General features: G+C 42.5%; 16 protein-coding genes and 1 riboswitch. Of the genes, 4 read left to right on the top strand and 12 right to left on the bottom strand.

The annotated features are described in order from the left end of the window. Positions 1 to 16: 16 nt before the first annotated feature. Entirely contained in the window at positions 17 to 2446 is a 2430-nt protein-coding gene (locus tag AABI99_RS15000; protein WP_338366894.1) for a zinc-dependent metalloprotease, read from the bottom strand. A gap of 155 nt (positions 2447 to 2601) precedes the next feature. Here AABI99_RS15000 and AABI99_RS14995 point away from each other — a divergent pair, with 155 nt between their 5' ends. Further along, positions 2602 to 3570: a class 1 fructose-bisphosphatase gene (locus tag AABI99_RS14995; RefSeq protein WP_338366893.1), complete on the top strand. Its 969-nt coding sequence runs from the start codon at positions 2602 to 2604 to the stop codon at positions 3568 to 3570. Positions 3571 to 3870: 300 nt separating this feature from the next. On the opposite strand, the gene AABI99_RS14990 is transcribed toward AABI99_RS14995, so the two are convergent. The 8 genes from AABI99_RS14990 to AABI99_RS14955 all read right to left on the bottom strand — a co-directional run bounded on the left by AABI99_RS14990 (position 3871) and on the right by AABI99_RS14955 (position 11449). Then, positions 3871 to 4635 (bottom strand): HesA/MoeB/ThiF family protein, encoded by a 765-nt coding sequence (locus tag AABI99_RS14990; protein WP_338366892.1) that lies wholly within the window; start codon positions 4633 to 4635, stop codon positions 3871 to 3873. Next, the gene (gene thiE, locus AABI99_RS14985; protein ID WP_338366891.1) at positions 4628 to 6154 is read right to left on the bottom strand and encodes a thiamine phosphate synthase; all 1527 of its coding nucleotides are present in this window, start codon (positions 6152 to 6154) and stop codon (positions 4628 to 4630) included. Before thiE ends, AABI99_RS14990 begins: the two co-directional genes overlap by 8 nt. 13 nt (positions 6155 to 6167) lie before the next feature. Then, positions 6168 to 6959 carry a thiazole synthase gene (locus AABI99_RS14980; RefSeq protein ID WP_338366890.1) on the bottom strand — a complete coding sequence of 264 codons (792 nt, stop codon included), beginning with the start codon at positions 6957 to 6959 and terminating at the stop codon, positions 6168 to 6170. Positions 6960 to 6963: 4 nt separating this feature from the next. After that, positions 6964 to 7158, bottom strand: coding sequence for a sulfur carrier protein ThiS (thiS, locus tag AABI99_RS14975; protein ID WP_338366889.1), 195 nt, complete (start codon positions 7156 to 7158; stop codon positions 6964 to 6966). Positions 7159 to 7165: 7 nt separating this feature from the next. Continuing rightward, positions 7166 to 8167, bottom strand: coding sequence for an FAD-dependent oxidoreductase (locus AABI99_RS14970; protein WP_338366888.1), 1002 nt, complete (start codon positions 8165 to 8167; stop codon positions 7166 to 7168). Between the two features lie 55 nt (positions 8168 to 8222). Next, the gene (gene thiC, locus AABI99_RS14965) at positions 8223 to 10175 is read right to left on the bottom strand and encodes a phosphomethylpyrimidine synthase ThiC (RefSeq protein ID WP_338366887.1); all 1953 of its coding nucleotides are present in this window, start codon (positions 10173 to 10175) and stop codon (positions 8223 to 8225) included. Positions 10176 to 10315: 140 nt separating this feature from the next. Next, positions 10316 to 10421, bottom strand: a riboswitch (TPP riboswitch). Positions 10422 to 10522: 101 nt separating this feature from the next. Next, on the bottom strand, positions 10523 to 10924 hold the full coding sequence (locus tag AABI99_RS14960; RefSeq protein WP_338366885.1) for an META domain-containing protein: 402 nt from the start codon (positions 10922 to 10924) through the stop codon (positions 10523 to 10525). A gap of 120 nt (positions 10925 to 11044) precedes the next feature. Continuing rightward, positions 11045 to 11449 (bottom strand): acyl-CoA thioesterase, encoded by a 405-nt coding sequence (locus AABI99_RS14955; RefSeq protein WP_338366884.1) that lies wholly within the window; start codon positions 11447 to 11449, stop codon positions 11045 to 11047. 101 nt (positions 11450 to 11550) lie between these two features. Here AABI99_RS14955 and AABI99_RS14950 point away from each other — a divergent pair, with 101 nt between their 5' ends. Then, positions 11551 to 13650 carry a TonB-dependent receptor gene (locus AABI99_RS14950; RefSeq protein ID WP_338366882.1) on the top strand — a complete coding sequence of 700 codons (2100 nt, stop codon included), beginning with the start codon at positions 11551 to 11553 and terminating at the stop codon, positions 13648 to 13650. A 151-nt stretch (positions 13651 to 13801) separates the two neighbouring features. Here the strand turns inward: AABI99_RS14950 and rpmG are convergent, their stop codons facing one another. The 3 genes from rpmG to radC all read right to left on the bottom strand — a co-directional run bounded on the left by rpmG (position 13802) and on the right by radC (position 15150). Continuing rightward, positions 13802 to 13957: a 50S ribosomal protein L33 gene (rpmG, locus tag AABI99_RS14945; protein ID WP_022946036.1), complete on the bottom strand. Its 156-nt coding sequence runs from the start codon at positions 13955 to 13957 to the stop codon at positions 13802 to 13804. 11 nt (positions 13958 to 13968) lie between these two features. Beyond that, positions 13969 to 14205, bottom strand: coding sequence for a 50S ribosomal protein L28 (rpmB, locus tag AABI99_RS14940; RefSeq protein ID WP_004587946.1), 237 nt, complete (start codon positions 14203 to 14205; stop codon positions 13969 to 13971). Between the two features lie 270 nt (positions 14206 to 14475). Continuing rightward, positions 14476 to 15150 (bottom strand): DNA repair protein RadC, encoded by a 675-nt coding sequence (gene radC, locus AABI99_RS14935; RefSeq protein WP_338366862.1) that lies wholly within the window; start codon positions 15148 to 15150, stop codon positions 14476 to 14478. Positions 15151 to 15294: 144 nt separating this feature from the next. On the opposite strand from radC, the gene coaBC reads away from it, so the two are divergent. Both coaBC and slmA read left to right on the top strand, forming a co-directional pair. Beyond that, positions 15295 to 16488, top strand: a complete 1194-nt coding sequence (gene coaBC / locus AABI99_RS14930; protein ID WP_338366860.1) for a bifunctional phosphopantothenoylcysteine decarboxylase/phosphopantothenate--cysteine ligase CoaBC — start codon at positions 15295 to 15297, stop codon at positions 16486 to 16488. A gap of 100 nt (positions 16489 to 16588) precedes the next feature. Further along, the coding region (gene slmA / locus AABI99_RS14925; protein WP_338366858.1) for a nucleoid occlusion factor SlmA at positions 16589 to 16977 on the top strand (389 nt) is incomplete at its 3' end.

Genomic DNA, 16977 nt, shown 5'->3' with positions numbered 1-16977 from the left:
TAGTTAAAACATACAATTAAATTGGTGAGCCCGGTGGCATTGGTAAACCACTGAAGTTTTCAGGCCACTGACCCCCTTTTAAAAACTGTTTAACCTGCTCTGCTAAATACTGTTTAAACGCACTCTCCCCTACGCTAGTATTACTTAATATTGAGTTTTGGTTATATTCATTGCTCAACTTAACTAAGTAGTAACGTAACTGCGCTTGCACCTCAGGGCTTACCTTCACGTTAGCCACTAAATCAGCCATATTTTTTGCAGTTAAAAATTGTACTCGTTGGGTAATTTTGCCTTTCATCGTATTAGGCGATGACGCTTTAAAAACGTGACGGTAAAGCTGTTCAAGCAACTCATCTAAGCTATAAAAGTTATTATTACGTACTTGTTGTTGAGCTAAACGATTTAAACGCTGCGGGTTTAACAATAACGATAAACTATGCTGTGCAGCTACTTCTGGTAAGGCCATAGCATCAAGTGTTAACCCAGTACGCCCTGTTATGCTTTCACGCGATTTAGACTCACCATACGCTTTTGGCGGAATAAGCGCTAACACCGACTCGGGCAAAATTAAATTAGCGGGTTTTATGGTCGCTAATAGCGCATTTACCGCCTCTTGCTGCTGTGCTTTTGAAACCACTTGTGCCCCCTTAGCTGGCGAGCTGTTACGTGTTTCGTATTCGTAGTTAACCCCCGCAATGAGTTTAACTGCAGCCTCTACTTGATAACGATGAAATAAATAGAGCGGCACAAGCTTTTCTTCTAACTGCGAAAGTGCATCACCTGTTTTAATGTTTTGAATGCCAAATTGCGAAAGCGCCTTTTTACGGACATCAAGCACTCTAAGTAGCTCTTGCGCTGGGTTAGTACCGTTATCCCATAAATGTGCTGTAGGATGTGCACCGCCCTTTGCGCGTGCATCTCTATCAGATATAAACTCAAGGCCCTTAGCTTTGTTCTCTTTTAATATTGCTGCAAGCTCAGCGCTTTCGTCTTGGTTGGTAAAGTCACTATAACCATACTTAATAACTTGGGTATCCCATACGCCAATGCCACTTGCATAGCCACGGGTTACATCAAGCTCGCCTTGCTCGTTAAAGCTAAGTAGCGGGTGTGGGTAATCCATAACCGACGCTCTATCACCCACCGAAGCTGCAAAGTTATGTGCAATACCCAGCGTGTGGCCAATTTCGTGTGCACTTAATTGACGAATTCTATCTAGTGCCATAGCTTGTAGATTTTTAGCCACTTCGGTTCCCTTTAAATAAGGTGCACCGAGTGCTTCTGCAATCAAAATATCTTGTCGTACACGTAGCGATCCCAATGTTACATGCCCTTTGAGTATTTCACCGGTACGTGGGTCTATAACAGAGCTTCCGTATGACCAACCTCGTGTAGCACGGTGTACCCATTGAATAACGTTATAGCGAATATCCATAGGATCAGCATTGTTTGGCAGCTCTTTAACTATAAATGCGTTTTTATAACCTGCAGCACTAAATGCGTCGTTCCACCATTTACCGCCTTCAAGTAATGCGCTTTTAACCGGCTCAGGAACGCCAGGATCTAGGTAATATGTAATGGGCTCTACGGGTTCACTAATTGGTAAACTTGGATCTTTTTTAGCAAGGCGATGGCGCGGTATATAGCGTACATACATAGACTCACCAAGAGGGGCTGCGTAATCTTTATGCTCAATACTCCAATACCCAGATTGCGGGTCAAATTTACGCGCAGTGTAATTATCATCAGGTAACTTAATAAGTGAGTGATGCATATGTACAGTAAGTGCATAAGGGTCTGCACTTACTTGACGTACAAATTTACCCGGCTTAGTGCCCTTAAACGTTAGCACAGCTTCAAGCTCAGTGTTTTTAACAAACGCCTTTGAACGGCTCATAAAAACAGCGCTGCGTGATTCATCAAGGTTAAAGTTACCTTGTTTACGAGCTGCTAATTTACGACTAACGCCATGAACATCACTCAATAAATAAGGAGTGTAATCAATTAATGCAGTTTTTTCGTTTTGTGCAACGACTTTAAAGCCCGCTAAAATACTTGATGCGAAGGCCTCTTTTATACTTTGCTGCTCTGCTTTGTTAGTTGTATTTGCGCGATAATAAGTATTAAGCGCACGTAGCATGACTTTATCGCCAAACCGTTCAAATTGGACTAAATGCGTGTTACCAAGTTGACCTCTATCAAGCCCTATATCGTTAGAGCCAATACCATAAGGTAAACTTTGCTGAAGCAAAAATTGCTGCTCTAATTTATCTACTTTTAAAAACACTTTGCCGTTTTGCGTATCGTAATAAAACGAAAAGTACCCAGGAAAGTGATTCATTTTCGCAGTAAATTCATCTATAGACTTAATTGCTGCGTGCGCTTGGGTTATGATAGAGCACAGCACAGTAAAGAGTATGTAACTTATTAGTGGTATTTTTTTCATAATCTTATCTTTGTTATTGGCGTTTTAAGTATGATTAGGTGGCACAATTATTACAGTGCTATTTAAACAATACAGGTATTTAAGACGAAATTCAGCGCACTTAGCTAATCTCTCTCACATTTAGATTCGCTAGTACACGTTATCAGGAAAATAGAATGCGTAGACTCCCTCCAGTATTATTAGAAGACGGTTGCCCTAGAGAGCTTTTATCATTAATTAGAACCATCTTAGCAGCATGTAAAGAAATATCGTTTCGTGTTGGTCAAGGTGCGCTTTCTGGCGTATTAGGCTCAACGCTAGATGAAAATATTCAAGGCGAAACTCAAAAAAAGCTCGATGTACTATCAAATCAACTTTTAAAAGATATTTTACTTGAGTCAGGCTCTGTTAAAGCTATTGCCTCTGAGGAAGAGGACTACACAGTCGCCGGCAACCAAAATGCCAAATACATTGTCGCGTTTGACCCGCTTGATGGCTCATCAAATACCGATATTAACTCGCTAGTAGGTACCATATTTTCAATTATGGAAGCCCCTGAAGGCTCAGATGCCGCCGATCAACGTATCTTTATGCAACCTGGCCACAAACAAGTAGCTGCAGGTTACGTACTTTACGGCCCATCAACCATGCTTGCACTTACTACAGGTAAAGGCACACGCATGTTTACGTTAGATAAAACTCAAGGTAGCTTTTTACTAACACAAGATTTTGCGTCTATTCCTGCTGATACCAACGAATTTGCTATTAATGCGTCAAACCAGCGTCACTGGCAGGGCGCAATGCAAAATTATATTAATGACTTACTTGCTGGCGACACCGGCCCACGTGCTAAAAACTTTAATATGCGCTGGATTGCAGCCATGGTTGGCGATGTGCACCGTGTACTTAGCCGTGGTGGTTTATTTACCTATCCAACCGACACTAAAGACGCAAACAAACCCAATAAGCTGCGTTTACTATACGAAGCCAACCCTATGGCTATGCTAGTTGAGCAAGCTGGCGGTATAGCCTCAACAGGCACCGAGCGTATTATGGATATTCAACCCGATGCTATCCACCAGCGTGTAGCGGTCATTTTAGGCTCAAAAAACGAAGTAGAAACGTGCCTGAGCTACCATAAATAAATCTTTTTTGCGAAAAGCCAAACCGCATTTAATTAAAATGCGGTTTTATTCTTCTCATAAAACCGCAACAATGCCAATTTGCTTAATTAAGTGGATTATTTTGGGGCCAAAAAAACGTGTTGATAGCTAGGCAATAAATTTGCTCGATAGTTTCTCTGGCAATTGCTCCTCATTGTTCTACCTTCTGTATCCATGCAGTCGTAAATGAAATTTTTAACACAGCTTACTGACTACATATACGAGAAAGTCACTCATCTACACTGTAAATATTCAGTAAAAAGATTTATTTAGATTTCCTAATTAAATAAACGACAACTCTAAGCCGCACTCTTTACAGTTTAAATCTTTAGCTACTTTAAAATGTTGCTGCTTTAAACTCAGCGCATCAAAAGTAATAAACACACTTTCTTCAACATACCCTAACAGCATATTCAAAGTAAGCTGAGCCTGCATAGAGCCTATAACTCCAAGCAATGGGCTGATTACACCAGCATTACTACAGTTTACAGCGGGGGGCGCGTCATTTTTTGTAAAAATGCAGCCATAACACGGGCTATTATTTTTCCTAAAATCAAACCCCATTACTTGCCCATTTGTGGCAATCGCAGCTCCGGCAATCAAGGGGATTTTTTGCGAAAAACAATAACGGTTTACACTGTAGCGCGTGGCAAAGTTATCAGAGCAATCAAGTACTATGTCGGCATTATTTAAAAGCTCATCGGCGTTGCTATCATCCAGCTTTTTACATTGCGTCACTATGTCTATTTGATTATTAAGGCTTGCTAATACCTTGCCGGCGGCAGCGACCTTTTTTTGCCCTAAGTGATTTACTTTATAAAGCACCTGGCGCTGTAAGTTAGATAGCTCAACCGCATCATCGTCTATTAAAACTAGCCTACCAATGCCCGCTGCGGCTAAATACAAAAGTGCAGGGCTACCCAACCCGCCAGCACCTACTACGGCAACAGTTGCAGCTTTAAGTGCTAACTGCCCTTCTAGCCCTACCTCTTGCAATAATAAATGGCGGCTATAACGCAGGGTTTCTTTATCGCTGAGTTTATCCATTTGGCTGCTTTATAGCACTTTTTAGCGCACTAATTGCTGCAATATAATCATCCGCTTCAGTAATGGCTCTCACCACAGCAACACTGCCTACACCGGTATTTGCCACTTCGCTTGCGCGACTTAAATCTATGCCTCCAATGGCAACCGTTGGGTAGCTTTGCATTAATGGCACACACTTTTTAAGTTTATCGAGCCCTTGTATTTGCCCGCTCATATCTTTGGTTGTGGTAGGGTAAATAGCACCAAATGCCATATAACTTGGTCGGTAGTTGTGCGCACGTAACATTTCGTAAAAGCCATGTGTAGAAAGCCCCAGCCTCAACCCCGCTTCTTTAATCGCGGCTAAATTAGCAGTGTCTATATCTTCTTGCCCTAAGTGTACGCCGTAGGCACCATGCTTTATTGCTAACTGCCAGTAGTCGTTTATGAATACATGCGCGTGGTGCTTTTTGCCAAGATCTACTGCCTGTTTAATTAACTCATCGAGTTCATCGTCGGGTTTATTTTTAACACGCAGCTGCGCTGTAGTAACCCCTTGCTGTAAACACTTTTCTAGCCAGTCTAGGCTATCGACCACAGCATATAAGCCTAACTCTTTGCTCTCACAAGGGGCAAAATTTGCAGCCATGTTAAATTCAAGCGGTATATCAAAATCAAGTTCATCACCAAGCCAGCTGCCAGGCTCAATCACTTGTGGAAAATCATCTAAATTTGTAGGAAAAGCTGTATGCGCAACAGGGCCTATTCCTTCGCCGTACCTAACCGACTGCTTTAAGCCTTTGTTTATATAAGCTTTAGCTAAAATAAAGGCATCTTTTAGCGGGTAGTCTTTTGCTAAACACGCGGCAATTACTGAGGCCATGCTGCAACCTGTACCATGACTATGGGGGCTTTGAATTTTTTTATTCCCAAGCCAATACTCTTCGCCGTTTTGTGTGCAGTAATCGATACAATAACCTGTTGGGTAATCCCAGTGCCCGCCTTTAATAACAACCGCTTTTGCACCCCAGCTTAATAGCTTTTTAGCAGCGTCTTTCACGGCACTTGGGCCAATTAAATACACCCCTGTTAGCAATTGCGTCTCGTGCGTGTTAGGCGTTATTACATCCACCAGCGGCATCAAGCACTCTTTAATGGCACTTACGGTATCTTCTTCTGTTAATACATCACCGCTTGAGGCAATAGCTACTGGGTCATAAACAATCACAGGCGGTACAGGCCATTTAGCTTTGTAATGCGCTATATGCTCGCTTATTAATTGAATTTGCTGCACATTAGCCAACATGCCAATTTTAATTACTTTGGCTTTCATATCGCTTTCGAGTGCTAATAATTGCGATTCAATAATATCGGTAGATACCGCGTTAATGGCCTCTACCCCTAAGCTATTTTGTGCCGTAAGCGCGGTAATTGCCGTGCAGCCATGCACGCCAAAGCTTTGTATTGCTTTTATATCAGCTTGGATACCTGCACCGCCGCCAGAGTCAGATCCGGCAATTGTCCACACTAGATTATTCATACTCGTTATTTCCTTACTGCTGATGCCAAAACGGCATACCCATTGTTGGGGTCGAGGGGGCTGCTAAGTCTTTTTCAGGCATTGCTTTGGCATTATACGCAAAGCGCCCTGCTTCTACCGCTGCTTTAAATGCACGACTCATCGTAACTGGGCAGCCAGCCCCTGCAATGGCTGAATTTAACAATACCGCATCATACCCTAATTCAAGAGCTTGGCAGGCATGCGAAGGTAAACCAAGGCCTGCATCTACTATTAATGTGGTGCTTGGTAAACGCTCGCGAATGGTTTTTAAATTATAACTATTTAACAAGCCTTTACCGGTGCCTATTGGCGCGCCCCACGGCATAAGCACCTCGCACCCTAGCTCATTTAAACGCTGGCAAAGCACTAAATCGTCAGTGCAGTAGGGCAGTACTTTAAAGCCATCATTAATTAATAGTTTAGTGGCTTCTAACAATGCGAATGGGTCGGGTTGTAAGTTGTAGTCATCCCCTATTAGTTCAAGCTTAATCCAATCGGTTGCAAATACTTCGCGGCACATTTTAGCAAGTGTTACAGCTTCTTTTACACTATGGCACCCTGCGGTATTAGGCAGTATATTAAGGCCAGTATTTTTAATTAATTGCCAAAAGTCATCCCCCGCTGCCACGCTTTGCTGGCGCCTTAATGACACCGTTACTATTTGCGCGCCAGAGGCTTTTATTGACTCTTCCATTACCGTAGGCGATGGGTATAGTGCCGAGCCTATTAACAATCGGCTATTAAATTGTTCGCCATAAATAGTTAGGTTATCGTTATTTGGCATAATGCTACCCGCCTTGAATAGGCGACAACAATTCAATGCTATCCCCTTCGTTAATTGTGGTATTGCCGTGCAGGCTTTGTGGAATAAACTCACCATTTAGTGCCACCGCAAAAGGCGGCTTTGCACCAAAATTTTGTAATACCTCAACAAGTACTGCGCTTTTAATAGTTAGCTGCTCACCGTTAATTGTTATCGTCATTTGTTACTCACCCTATTTGAGATAACGCATCAGCCACTAATGCAGGGCCCAACATATAGCCATGGCGATATAATCCATTAATGCTAATTACGTTACCTTCTTTTAAAACTTCTGGTCGGTTGTTTTTAAATGCAGGGCGCAGCCCGCTTTGAATATTCAACAGCCGTGCTTCGGCAAATCCGCTGTGCACAGTGTAGGCCGCCGAGAGCAGCTCAAGCGTGGAGCGCACCGTTGCAGGGCCGCTATCATCAGACTCAATTTCGGTTGCACCAATTACATACTCATTATTAGGCTTTGGCGCTATGTAAATTGGGTAGCGCGGGTGCATTAAACGCACCGACCGCGTTAAATTGACCTCTGGCGCATAAAGCCTGGCTACTTCTCCGCGTACACCTCTAAGTGGCTTATCAGTTTTAGCACCTAAGCCACGACAATCAATAATGTAATCAAAGGCGCGATTATTAACCTTGCCGTTTTGAATATTAGCGCGCTGATTAAAAGCAAATTTAACCTTGCGTTTATTAAGCATGGTAAAACTTGCTTTATAAAAAGCCTGGTTATCTATTTGCCCTTCGCAGGGTAAAAACACACCTTGGTTAAATCGACTTGCAAGTTCGGGCTCTAATTGTGCAATTTGTTGGGTATTTAACGTCTGTGCGCTGTGCCCTGCTATTGGCTTTATTCGCTGGGTAAAACTTTGTAAGTCCCCTTTATCTTGCTGATGCGCTACAACCAATGTGCCTTTTTGCTGATAAAAAACTTCACCTTCAAGCTCGCTCACTATCTCTGGCCAGCGCTTGAGTGAATTTAGCCCCATAATGGCTAAATCTGTTTCACACATTACCGACTCAGCAAGCGGCGCAAGCATTGCTGCAGCCACTTTACCGGCACTATTTTGTGTTTGCTCGTCACTTGCTTCAAACACGGTTACATGATGCGACTTACTCAGCTCAAGAGCCGCTAAGCGCCCTGCTAAACCAAACCCCACAATTGCAATGTTGTAAAACATAAACGCTCCTTTTAATAACAGGCTAGCAGCCATAAACTGCTAACCTGTTATTGGCTTATATTGCTTTGTGGTAAATTTCTGAGCCCGTTTGTTTAAATTCTTCCGACTTCGCTTTCATTTGCGCTTCTACATCAACCATTTTGATCTCAATTGCATCACCAACATTGTTGGGATCGATCCCGCGAGATTCGAGATCTTTTGCGTAATCGCGTACCTCTTGGGTAATTTTCATTGAGCAAAATTTAGGACCACACATAGAGCAAAAGTGCGCTACTTTGCCAGACTCTTGCGGTAGGGTTTCGTCGTGATATTCACGGGCTCGTTCTGGGTCTAAACCAATGTTAAATTGGTCGTGCCATCTAAATTCAAAACGCGCTTTTGATAAGGCATTATCGCGCTCTTGCGCGCCGGGGTGGCCTTTGGCTAAGTCGGCCGCATGTGCTGCAATTTTGTAGGTAATTAAGCCCTCTTTTACATCTTCTTTATTGGGTAAACCTAAGTGCTCTTTTGGTGTGACATAACACAGCATGGCACAGCCGTACCACGCTATTTGTGCAGCGCCTATACCGGATGTTATATGGTCGTACCCAGGGGCTATATCGGTCGTTAATGGGCCTAATGTGTAAAAAGGCGCTTCGCTGCAATGTTCTAATTGCTCATCCATATTGGCTTTAATCATATGCATTGGCACATGGCCTGGGCCTTCTATAAATACTTGTACGTCGTGTTTCCACGCAATTTTTGTAAGCTCTCCAAGTGTACGAAGCTCACTAAATTGTGCTTCGTCGTTGGCATCGGCAATCGAACCTGGGCGAAGGCCATCACCAAGTGAAAAACACACATCGTATTGTTTTAAAATTTCGCAAATATCTTCAAAGTGCGTATATAAAAAGTTTTCTTTATGGTGCGCTAAACACCACTTAGCCATAATTGAGCCACCGCGCGATACAATGCCGGTTACACGCTTTGCCGTCATTGGCACATAACGCAGCAATACACCTGCATGAATAGTAAAGTAATCAACACCTTGCTCGGCTTGCTCAATCAAGGTATCGCGAAATATTTCCCATGTTAAGTCCTCAGCCACACCGTTTACTTTTTCAAGCGCTTGGTAAATAGGTACTGTGCCAATGGGTACTGGCGAGTTACGTACTACCCATTCGCGCGTTTCGTGAATGTAGCGCCCAGTAGATAAATCCATGACGGTATCGGCCCCCCAACGGGTAGACCACACCATTTTTTCTACTTCTTCTTCGATTGATGAGCTTACCGATGAATTACCAATATTGGCGTTAACTTTAACTAAAAAGTTACGTCCTACTATCATGGGCTCGGTTTCTGGGTGGTTAATGTTGTTTGGCAAAATAGCACGGCCACGGGCTATTTCGTCACGTACAAATTCAGGGGTAATAAAATCAGGAATACTCGCGCCAAACGACTCGCCTTTATGCTGTGCTGCTAACAGCTCTTCTCTGATTTTTGCACGACCCATGTTTTCGCGTATGGCTACGTATTCCATTTCAGGGGTTACAATACCTTGGCGAGCATAATGCATTTGCGTGACGTTTTTACCCGCTTTACCACGACGGATTTTAGGTAAGTGCTCAAAGCGAATATGATCAAGGCCATCATCAGCCATACGCTGTTGGGCAAATTGCGAGGTGACAGAGTTGAGCACTTCAGTGTCGTTGCGATCTTTTATCCACTGTTCACGAAATTTAGGTAGCCCTTTGCGTACGTCTAACTCAAAGTTAGGGTCGGTATATGGGCCCGATGTATCGTAAACTCGCAGTGGTTCATTTGGCTCATACACAGGGTTTTGCTCAGTACCGCCAATAAATGTGTCGCTTAGTGTTATTTCACGCATTCCCACGCGTACACCACTTTGACTGCCCTCAACATACACTTTTTGTGAGCTTGGAAATGGCTGACCCGTTAAGTTATAAATATATTCTGACGCGGCTGCGCGCGTTTCTCGACGTGTTGATTTATTTGTAGTGTTTGACATGACTTACCTCATTGCTAAAGGGTTGTCTTGTCAGATATTCCATAAGGAATAGAGAAAGATCGTAACGTAGCCGTAATGCTACTTTGCAGCCTAAAAAGATAACATTTTGTTGTGCGCATAAAAAAGACGCACAAGCGTCCCGTTTTAGGCAGCTTGTTCCCTACGCAGGTTTTAACCTGATCAGGTTCACGGATCCCGCTTTCGCGATCTCAGCCTTAATTATTTAAGGCACTCCGACAAGTAAAATATATAAATTGTGTTCGGTGATTTGCAATTTCTTTAACAAATCTGCGCTGAGTGTACGCCAGTTAAAACTTACCTGCAAGAGGCTGTTTTACATACTCAGATTATTGCTTTGCAATAAACTCAAAGGTATGGTTGCCCTGCATTACTAGCTGAGAGCCTTGCATGCTAAGCGTTGCACCTTCTCTAAGCGCTTGTAAAAACTGCTGCTCAAGCTGATCAACATCGGCTCCGCACGACTTTCGCGTCATGCCTAATTTATTAATACTAATGTTGCTATCTTCAAGCTGACCTTCACCAAAAAACTTATTACACCCTGCAAATCCGTTTACTTGCAACGCTTCAATAAAGCTCATTGATGCACTGTAAGAGGCCGGCACAGCTAAACCATCAACCTTTGATAGTTGCCATTGTGTGTACTTTAGCTGCTCAGAGGTCACCGTCCCTGTGGCTGTGCAACCAATACATAAACCGATTAAAAGCATCGGTATTGCTGCTAATTTCATGCTATTACTAACTAAATATTTAATTGTTGTAATAGTAACAATTTTTATGCGGTTTATCCGTTAAAAATGCATGTTTTAAATGTAAATTTTTGTTCTATGCTAGTTTAAAAGTTAAACAAGTTAATTTAGGTCGCAGTTTTTAAATAAGTTATCCATTTCGGGTGGCAAAAAGGGGCGGCCTTTTTCATTAACCGATGTACCAATAACTCTTGCTTGAAGCATAACTTTTTCATCACTTTTACGAACAATTGCCTGCTTAAACGCAAACTTTAAGCGGCTTATACGCTCAGGCTCTACCGACACATAAAATTCATCTTCAGGCACAAGTGAATACTTGTAATCAACTTCACTGCGTATTACTACTAAATTAACTTTTTGCTTTGCAAGCAATGCAAAGTCGACCCCATTAGCAAATAAAAACTCATGGCGAGCATGCTCTAAATAATTAAAGTACACACTGTTATTTACAATCCCTTGTAAGTCACACTCATAATGGCGCACTTTAAAATCAACTTTAAAGGTCATATTAGTAATCCTGATTATTTAACGTATAATCGCAGCGTTATAACACAAGTATTAAAATAATTGCTACCATACAAGTCCCTAAAATGGAGTTAAGTAACCCAATGAACTTACGTTTGTCTTTAATCACTGCGGCGTTATTACCACTAATGAGCACGCCATTTATAGCAAATGCTGATGACAGCGACTTAGAACGAATTGTTGTAACCGGCGACTTTCAACGCGAAAGCATTCAAACGCTAAGCGCAAGTGCTAGCCTATTTAGCGAGTCTGAAATTAACCAACGTGGCGCAAGTTACTTAGACGAAATGCTAGGTAGCACTGCAAACGTAAACTTTACTTCAGGTGCGTCTCGTGGTCGTTATATTCAAATTCGTGGTGTGGGACTTCGTTCACAATTTGTAGACCCAATTAACCCATCGGTTGGCTTGGTCATCGACGGCATAAACTACTCGGGTTTAGGTGGCAGCTCGTTATTATTTGATATTGACCACGTAGAGATTTACCGCGGCCCACAAGGCACCCGCTTTGGCGCAGACGGCATGGCCGGTATGATTCAAATGGAATCTGCTCAGGCAACTGCCGACCCTAGCTTAAAGTTACAAGTAGGTATGGGTACCTATAACTCGCGTGAAGCCGGCCTTGCAGCAAGTACTGGATTAACAGACGACACAAGCGCACGTGTAAGCTACTTTCGCAGAAAATCAGACGGTTATGTAGATAATCTCTATTTAAATGACGAAACTCAACAGCAAGATGAGCAAGTAGCCCGCTTTAAATTAAATAGCCAACTCACTGAGCATTTAAATACCGAGCTAAACCTGCACTACATTGATATAAACAACGGCTACGATGCGTTTACGCTCGATAACAGTCGTAATAGTGTAGCCGACGAGCCTGGCCAAGATAATCAACAAAGCTATGCAATAGGGATTAATAATACCTACACTGGCTTTGATGCCTTTGATGTAAGCTTAAATCTTTCAGCCATAGACACAGAGCTACTTTACAGCTTTGACGAAGACTGGGTATGTAACGACGCCAGCGAGCCACAATTATGTGCAGCAGGCTTACACCCTTGGGGTTATAGCTCTACCGATGTATACACGCGTGATCGCGACGATCAATCCGCTAATTTACAATTTAATTCTAAAACAGGTAACTGGGTTGCGGGTATTTACTATCAAAACCGTGACGTAGATTTAGAGCGTGAATACACTTGGCTTGCAAACCCATTTGCTTCAACTTACGAAACTAGTAACGTCGCAGTTTATGGCCAAGTAGCTACATCTATTGGCCCTAAAACCACGCTGATTACTGGCTTACGTGTTGAACAGTATCAAGGCGATTACACCGACAACAACGGCTTTATCGAAGATACGGATGATGTAATGGTAGGTGGTAAAATAGCACTTGAATATCAAGTGATTGATCGCACCATGATCTACACCAGCATTACTCGTGGTTACAAAGCAGGTGGCATTAATTCAGAAGCTTTAGCAAAAGCCAAAGATGAAGGTTTAAATTTAGATGCTGACTTTTTCCAGCAGCACACCAGTTTTGACCCTGAATATTTATGGAGTGGCGAGTTTGGCGTTAAGGGCTCATCGCTTGATGATAAATTTACCCTGCGTTTAGCTGCATTTTATATGCACCGTGACAATATTCAATTAAAAGCATGGCAAGTAGAAAACCAGCAATTTACAGGTTATGTTGATAACGCAAGCTCTGGCAGTAACTACGGCTTAGAGGTTGAAGGTAGTTACCAACTTACCGAAGACTTATTCTTAACAGGTAGTGCCGGTTACTTAAACACAGAAATTGACGACTTTGTAACGCAATCGGGCTTGAATCAAGACGGTCGTGAGCAAGCGCAATCACCTAAATACCAATATGCATTTAGCGCACGTTACAACTTTACTAATGCGTTGTACGGTATGATAGGTGTTGAAGGTAAAGACGATTATTACTTCTCAGATAGCCATAATTCACAAGCGCCAAGCAGCAATTTAGTAAACTTAAGCTTAGGCTACGAAGCCGACATGTGGGCAGTGCGTGCATGGGCACGGAACGTATTTGACGAAGAAGTACCAACCCGCGGCTTTGAGTTTGGTAACGACCCACTTGATGGCTACGAAACACATACTTACGTACAATTAGGTGAGCCACGTGTTGCGGGTATAACGTTTACGTTAGAGCTGTAAGCTTTAAAATAATGACCTTGCGGGCTTTTCCTGCAAGGTTTTTTTATGCCTATACTTTAAAACAGACTGACGTACATATCTCGAGTATGCGATTTTAAAAAACAAAAAACCCAGCTTAAGCTGGGTTTTTACAATTCTGAAAGAAACAAAATTACTTGATTTTAGCTTCTTTGAAAATCACGTGTTTACGAGCTTTAGGATCGTATTTTTTGATTTCCATCTTTTCAGGCATGTTACGCTTGTTTTTGTCGGTAGTGTAGAAAAAACCAGTACCAGCAGTTGAAACTAAACGGATTTTATCGCGCATGATTCAGTTCCTTAAACTTTTTCGCCGCGAGCACGGATATCTGTAAGTACCGCGTCGATGCCTTTTTTATCGATAATACGCATACCTTTAGTAGTAGTGCGTAGTGTTACAAAACGTTTTTCACTTTCAACCCAAAAACGGTGTGTTTGTAGGTTAGGTAGGAAACGACGTCTAGTCGCGTTTCTCGCGTGTGAACGGTGGTTACCAACCGTTGGACGCTTACCTGTAACTTGACATACTTTAGACATGTCTCTATATCTCCAATAACTTCGCTCGAGCTTAATTTAACCTAAGGCCATGTATTTGTGCCCTAGATAAATCGAAGGGCGCTCTTTATACAGCTTTTACAGGCAAAGATCAAATACTGATCTATCCAACCAGCTCATATGTAAATTTGATAGCGGCTAATTATAAAGATCGAATGCCCTTAGGGAAAGTAAAAACTGCATTTAAATTAAACTAATTTGCTAAAACTGCCCAAACCGCTCATTTTTAACACACTTATTCATCAACTAACCTTAAATCAGGCCCCGCTGCGCAAAAGAAACACACGTTTCTCCTCCCACAATGATGTGATCAAGTACACCTATGTCAACCAATTGTAGTGCTTGCTGCAATTTTTTAGTAATAAGTTTGTCAGCTTGGCTTGGCTCGGCGATGCCGCTTGGATGATTATGCGCCAAAATAATTGCCGCTGCATTATTTTTTAAGGCCGCTTTTACAACCTCTCTTGGATAAACGCTGGCTGAGTTTATTGTGCCATAAAACAAAACTTCGTCTTTTACTAAGCGGTTTTGACTATCAAGATAAAGCACCATAAACACTTCTTGCTGTAGCCCACGCATTTGTATTGTGAGGTAGTCATAAACTGCATTAGGCGAGTTAAATACAGCTTCTCGCTGACAGCGCTCCTGCATGTAGCGCTGACTCAGCTCAAGGACGGCTTGTAATTGCACATATTTTGCCATCCCCAATCCTTTTTGCGCGCAAAACTCATCTTGGCTGGCGTTAAATAAATTATGCAATGTTTTATTTTCGTTAAGCAGGTGTTGGGCAAGCTCAATCACATTCATACCGGGTAAGCCCGTACGCAAAAATATCGCTAATAACTCAGCATCGGTCAGTGCTTTAGGGCCTTTAGCAATGAGCTTTTCACGGGGGCGAAGTGAATTAGGTAACGAAGTTAATTGCATTATTCATCCTTGATGATTAAAAAACAGTCATATAACTGTAATGCAATTTTTGAAAATAGCCTGATTTTTTAGTCTTAAAAACTTAGCTCAAAGCACAAAGATTTGTTATTTTAGCCTGCATATACACTCAAGCAAAAAACACGCATGACTAACTTAACAAACAAAAAAATTGTACTTGGCATAACTGGCGGTATTGCAGCCTATAAATGTGCAGAGCTCGTTAGACGTTTAAAAGACGCAGGTTGCGAAGTAAAAGTGGTCATGAGCGAATCAGCCAAACACTTTATAACCCCCTTAACCATGCAAGCGGTTAGTGGCGAAATGGTCTCAGATTCATTGCTTGACCCCTCAGCTGAAGCGGCGATGGGCCACATAGAGTTTGCCAAATGGGCTGATTTGATTTTAGTGGCGCCTGCAACCAGTAATATCATTGCTAAAATGGCTGCTGGTATTGCCGATGACTTACTTACCACGCTATTAATGGCGACCCCAGCAAAAGTCGCTGTGGCACCAGCAATGAATCAGCAAATGTATGCTCACCCTGCTACACAAGCTAATTTAGCAACACTTAAGTCTCGTAACGTCTTAATTTGGGGGCCAGGTAAAGGCGAGCAAGCGTGTGGCGATGTAGGCGCAGGGCGCATGCTAGAGCCGCATGAACTTGTAGCCTTGTGCACTGCCACAGAGCAACCGCAATTATTAGCAGGTAAAACCATTACCATTACTGCGGGGCCAACCCGCGAGCCGCTTGATCCAGTGCGTTTTATATCAAACCACAGTTCTGGAAAAATGGGCTATGCACTCGCACAAGCCGCATTAGAGCTTGGTGCAAAGGTTAATTTAATTTCTGGCCCGGTGACGATTAAAGCCCCTGCTGGCGCTAATTTAATAAACATAGAAAGTGCTGAACAGCTTTTAAATGAGTCATTAACCTATGCTGTACATTCAGACGCGTTTATCGGCTGCGCCGCCGTTGCTGATTACAGAGCCGCGAATGTCGCCACGCAAAAAATGAAAAAGCAAGGTGATGAGCTCACCCTGACACTGATTAAAAACCCCGATGTAATAGCCGCTGTTGCAAGCTTAGAGCAAGGCCGTCCTTACACTGTAGGTTTTGCAGCCGAAACACAAAATGTAGAGAGCTACGCAAAGGGTAAACTTAAAAATAAAAACTTAGATATGATTTGTGCAAATGATGTATCAAAAAGTGGCTTAGGCTTTAATTCCGATCATAATGCTTTAACACTTTATTGGCATAATCAAAGTGTAGAATTACCAGCAACAAGTAAAACAGCCATTGCACAACAAGTAATCGAACAGCTCGCTAAACAACTATAAAAGTGCTGGAAACAAACTGAATAAAACATTAACATAAGCCACTCATTTGAACAGAAAATGACTAGCCCCAGCTAAAAATAACAAATAAAAAGGAAGGTTCATGCCTGCGACAAAAAGAAGTAATCGCAAAGAGCAGATTCTGCAAGCACTCGCACAAATGTTAGAAACCAGCCCAGGACAACGTATCACCACAGCGAAGCTTGCTGCTGAAGTAGGCGTTTCTGAAGCGGCGCTTTACCGTCATTTTCCTAGCAAAGCACGTATGTTTGAAGGCCTAATTGAGTTTATTGAAGACACACTTTTGTCGCGTATTAACCTTATTTTAGAAAACGAAAAAGAAAGCCAAACACGCGTTTACAATATTTTATTATTGCTACTCACCTTTGCAGAAAAAAACCCAGGAATTACACGCATACTCACCGGCGACGCCCTGCAAGGCGAGCAGGAGCGATTACGTGAGCGTGTACAAGGGCTATTTGAAAAACTAGA

It is taken from the genome of uncultured Pseudoalteromonas sp., assembly GCF_963922945.1.
Lineage (GTDB): Bacteria > Pseudomonadota > Gammaproteobacteria > Enterobacterales > Alteromonadaceae > Pseudoalteromonas.
The sequence above is the reverse complement of the archived record's forward strand: the minus strand, read 5'-3'. Positions and strand labels throughout refer to the sequence as shown.

Coding starts and splice junctions, on each gene's coding strand:
- rpmG (WP_022946036.1), bottom strand. CDS start 13,957: ATGCGCGATAAAATCCGTTTAGTTTCAACTGCTGGTACTGGTTTTTTC.
- AABI99_RS14990 (WP_338366892.1), bottom strand. CDS start 4,635: ATGGATAAACTCAGCGATAAAGAAACCCTGCGTTATAGCCGCCATTTA.
- AABI99_RS14955 (WP_338366884.1), bottom strand. CDS start 11,449: ATGACCTTTAAAGTTGATTTTAAAGTGCGCCATTATGAGTGTGACTTA.
- AABI99_RS14960 (WP_338366885.1), bottom strand. CDS start 10,924: ATGAAATTAGCAGCAATACCGATGCTTTTAATCGGTTTATGTATTGGT.
- AABI99_RS14995 (WP_338366893.1), top strand. CDS start 2,602: ATGCGTAGACTCCCTCCAGTATTATTAGAAGACGGTTGCCCTAGAGAG.
- radC (WP_338366862.1), bottom strand. CDS start 15,150: ATGCAATTAACTTCGTTACCTAATTCACTTCGCCCCCGTGAAAAGCTC.
- AABI99_RS14980 (WP_338366890.1), bottom strand. CDS start 6,959: ATGCCAAATAACGATAACCTAACTATTTATGGCGAACAATTTAATAGC.
- rpmB (WP_004587946.1), bottom strand. CDS start 14,205: ATGTCTAAAGTATGTCAAGTTACAGGTAAGCGTCCAACGGTTGGTAAC.
- AABI99_RS15000 (WP_338366894.1), bottom strand. CDS start 2,446: ATGAAAAAAATACCACTAATAAGTTACATACTCTTTACTGTGCTGTGC.
- coaBC (WP_338366860.1), top strand. CDS start 15,295: ATGACTAACTTAACAAACAAAAAAATTGTACTTGGCATAACTGGCGGT.
- thiS (WP_338366889.1), bottom strand. CDS start 7,158: ATGACGATAACAATTAACGGTGAGCAGCTAACTATTAAAAGCGCAGTA.
- AABI99_RS14970 (WP_338366888.1), bottom strand. CDS start 8,167: ATGTTTTACAACATTGCAATTGTGGGGTTTGGTTTAGCAGGGCGCTTA.
- thiC (WP_338366887.1), bottom strand. CDS start 10,175: ATGTCAAACACTACAAATAAATCAACACGTCGAGAAACGCGCGCAGCC.
- AABI99_RS14950 (WP_338366882.1), top strand. CDS start 11,551: ATGAACTTACGTTTGTCTTTAATCACTGCGGCGTTATTACCACTAATG.
- thiE (WP_338366891.1), bottom strand. CDS start 6,154: ATGAATAATCTAGTGTGGACAATTGCCGGATCTGACTCTGGCGGCGGT.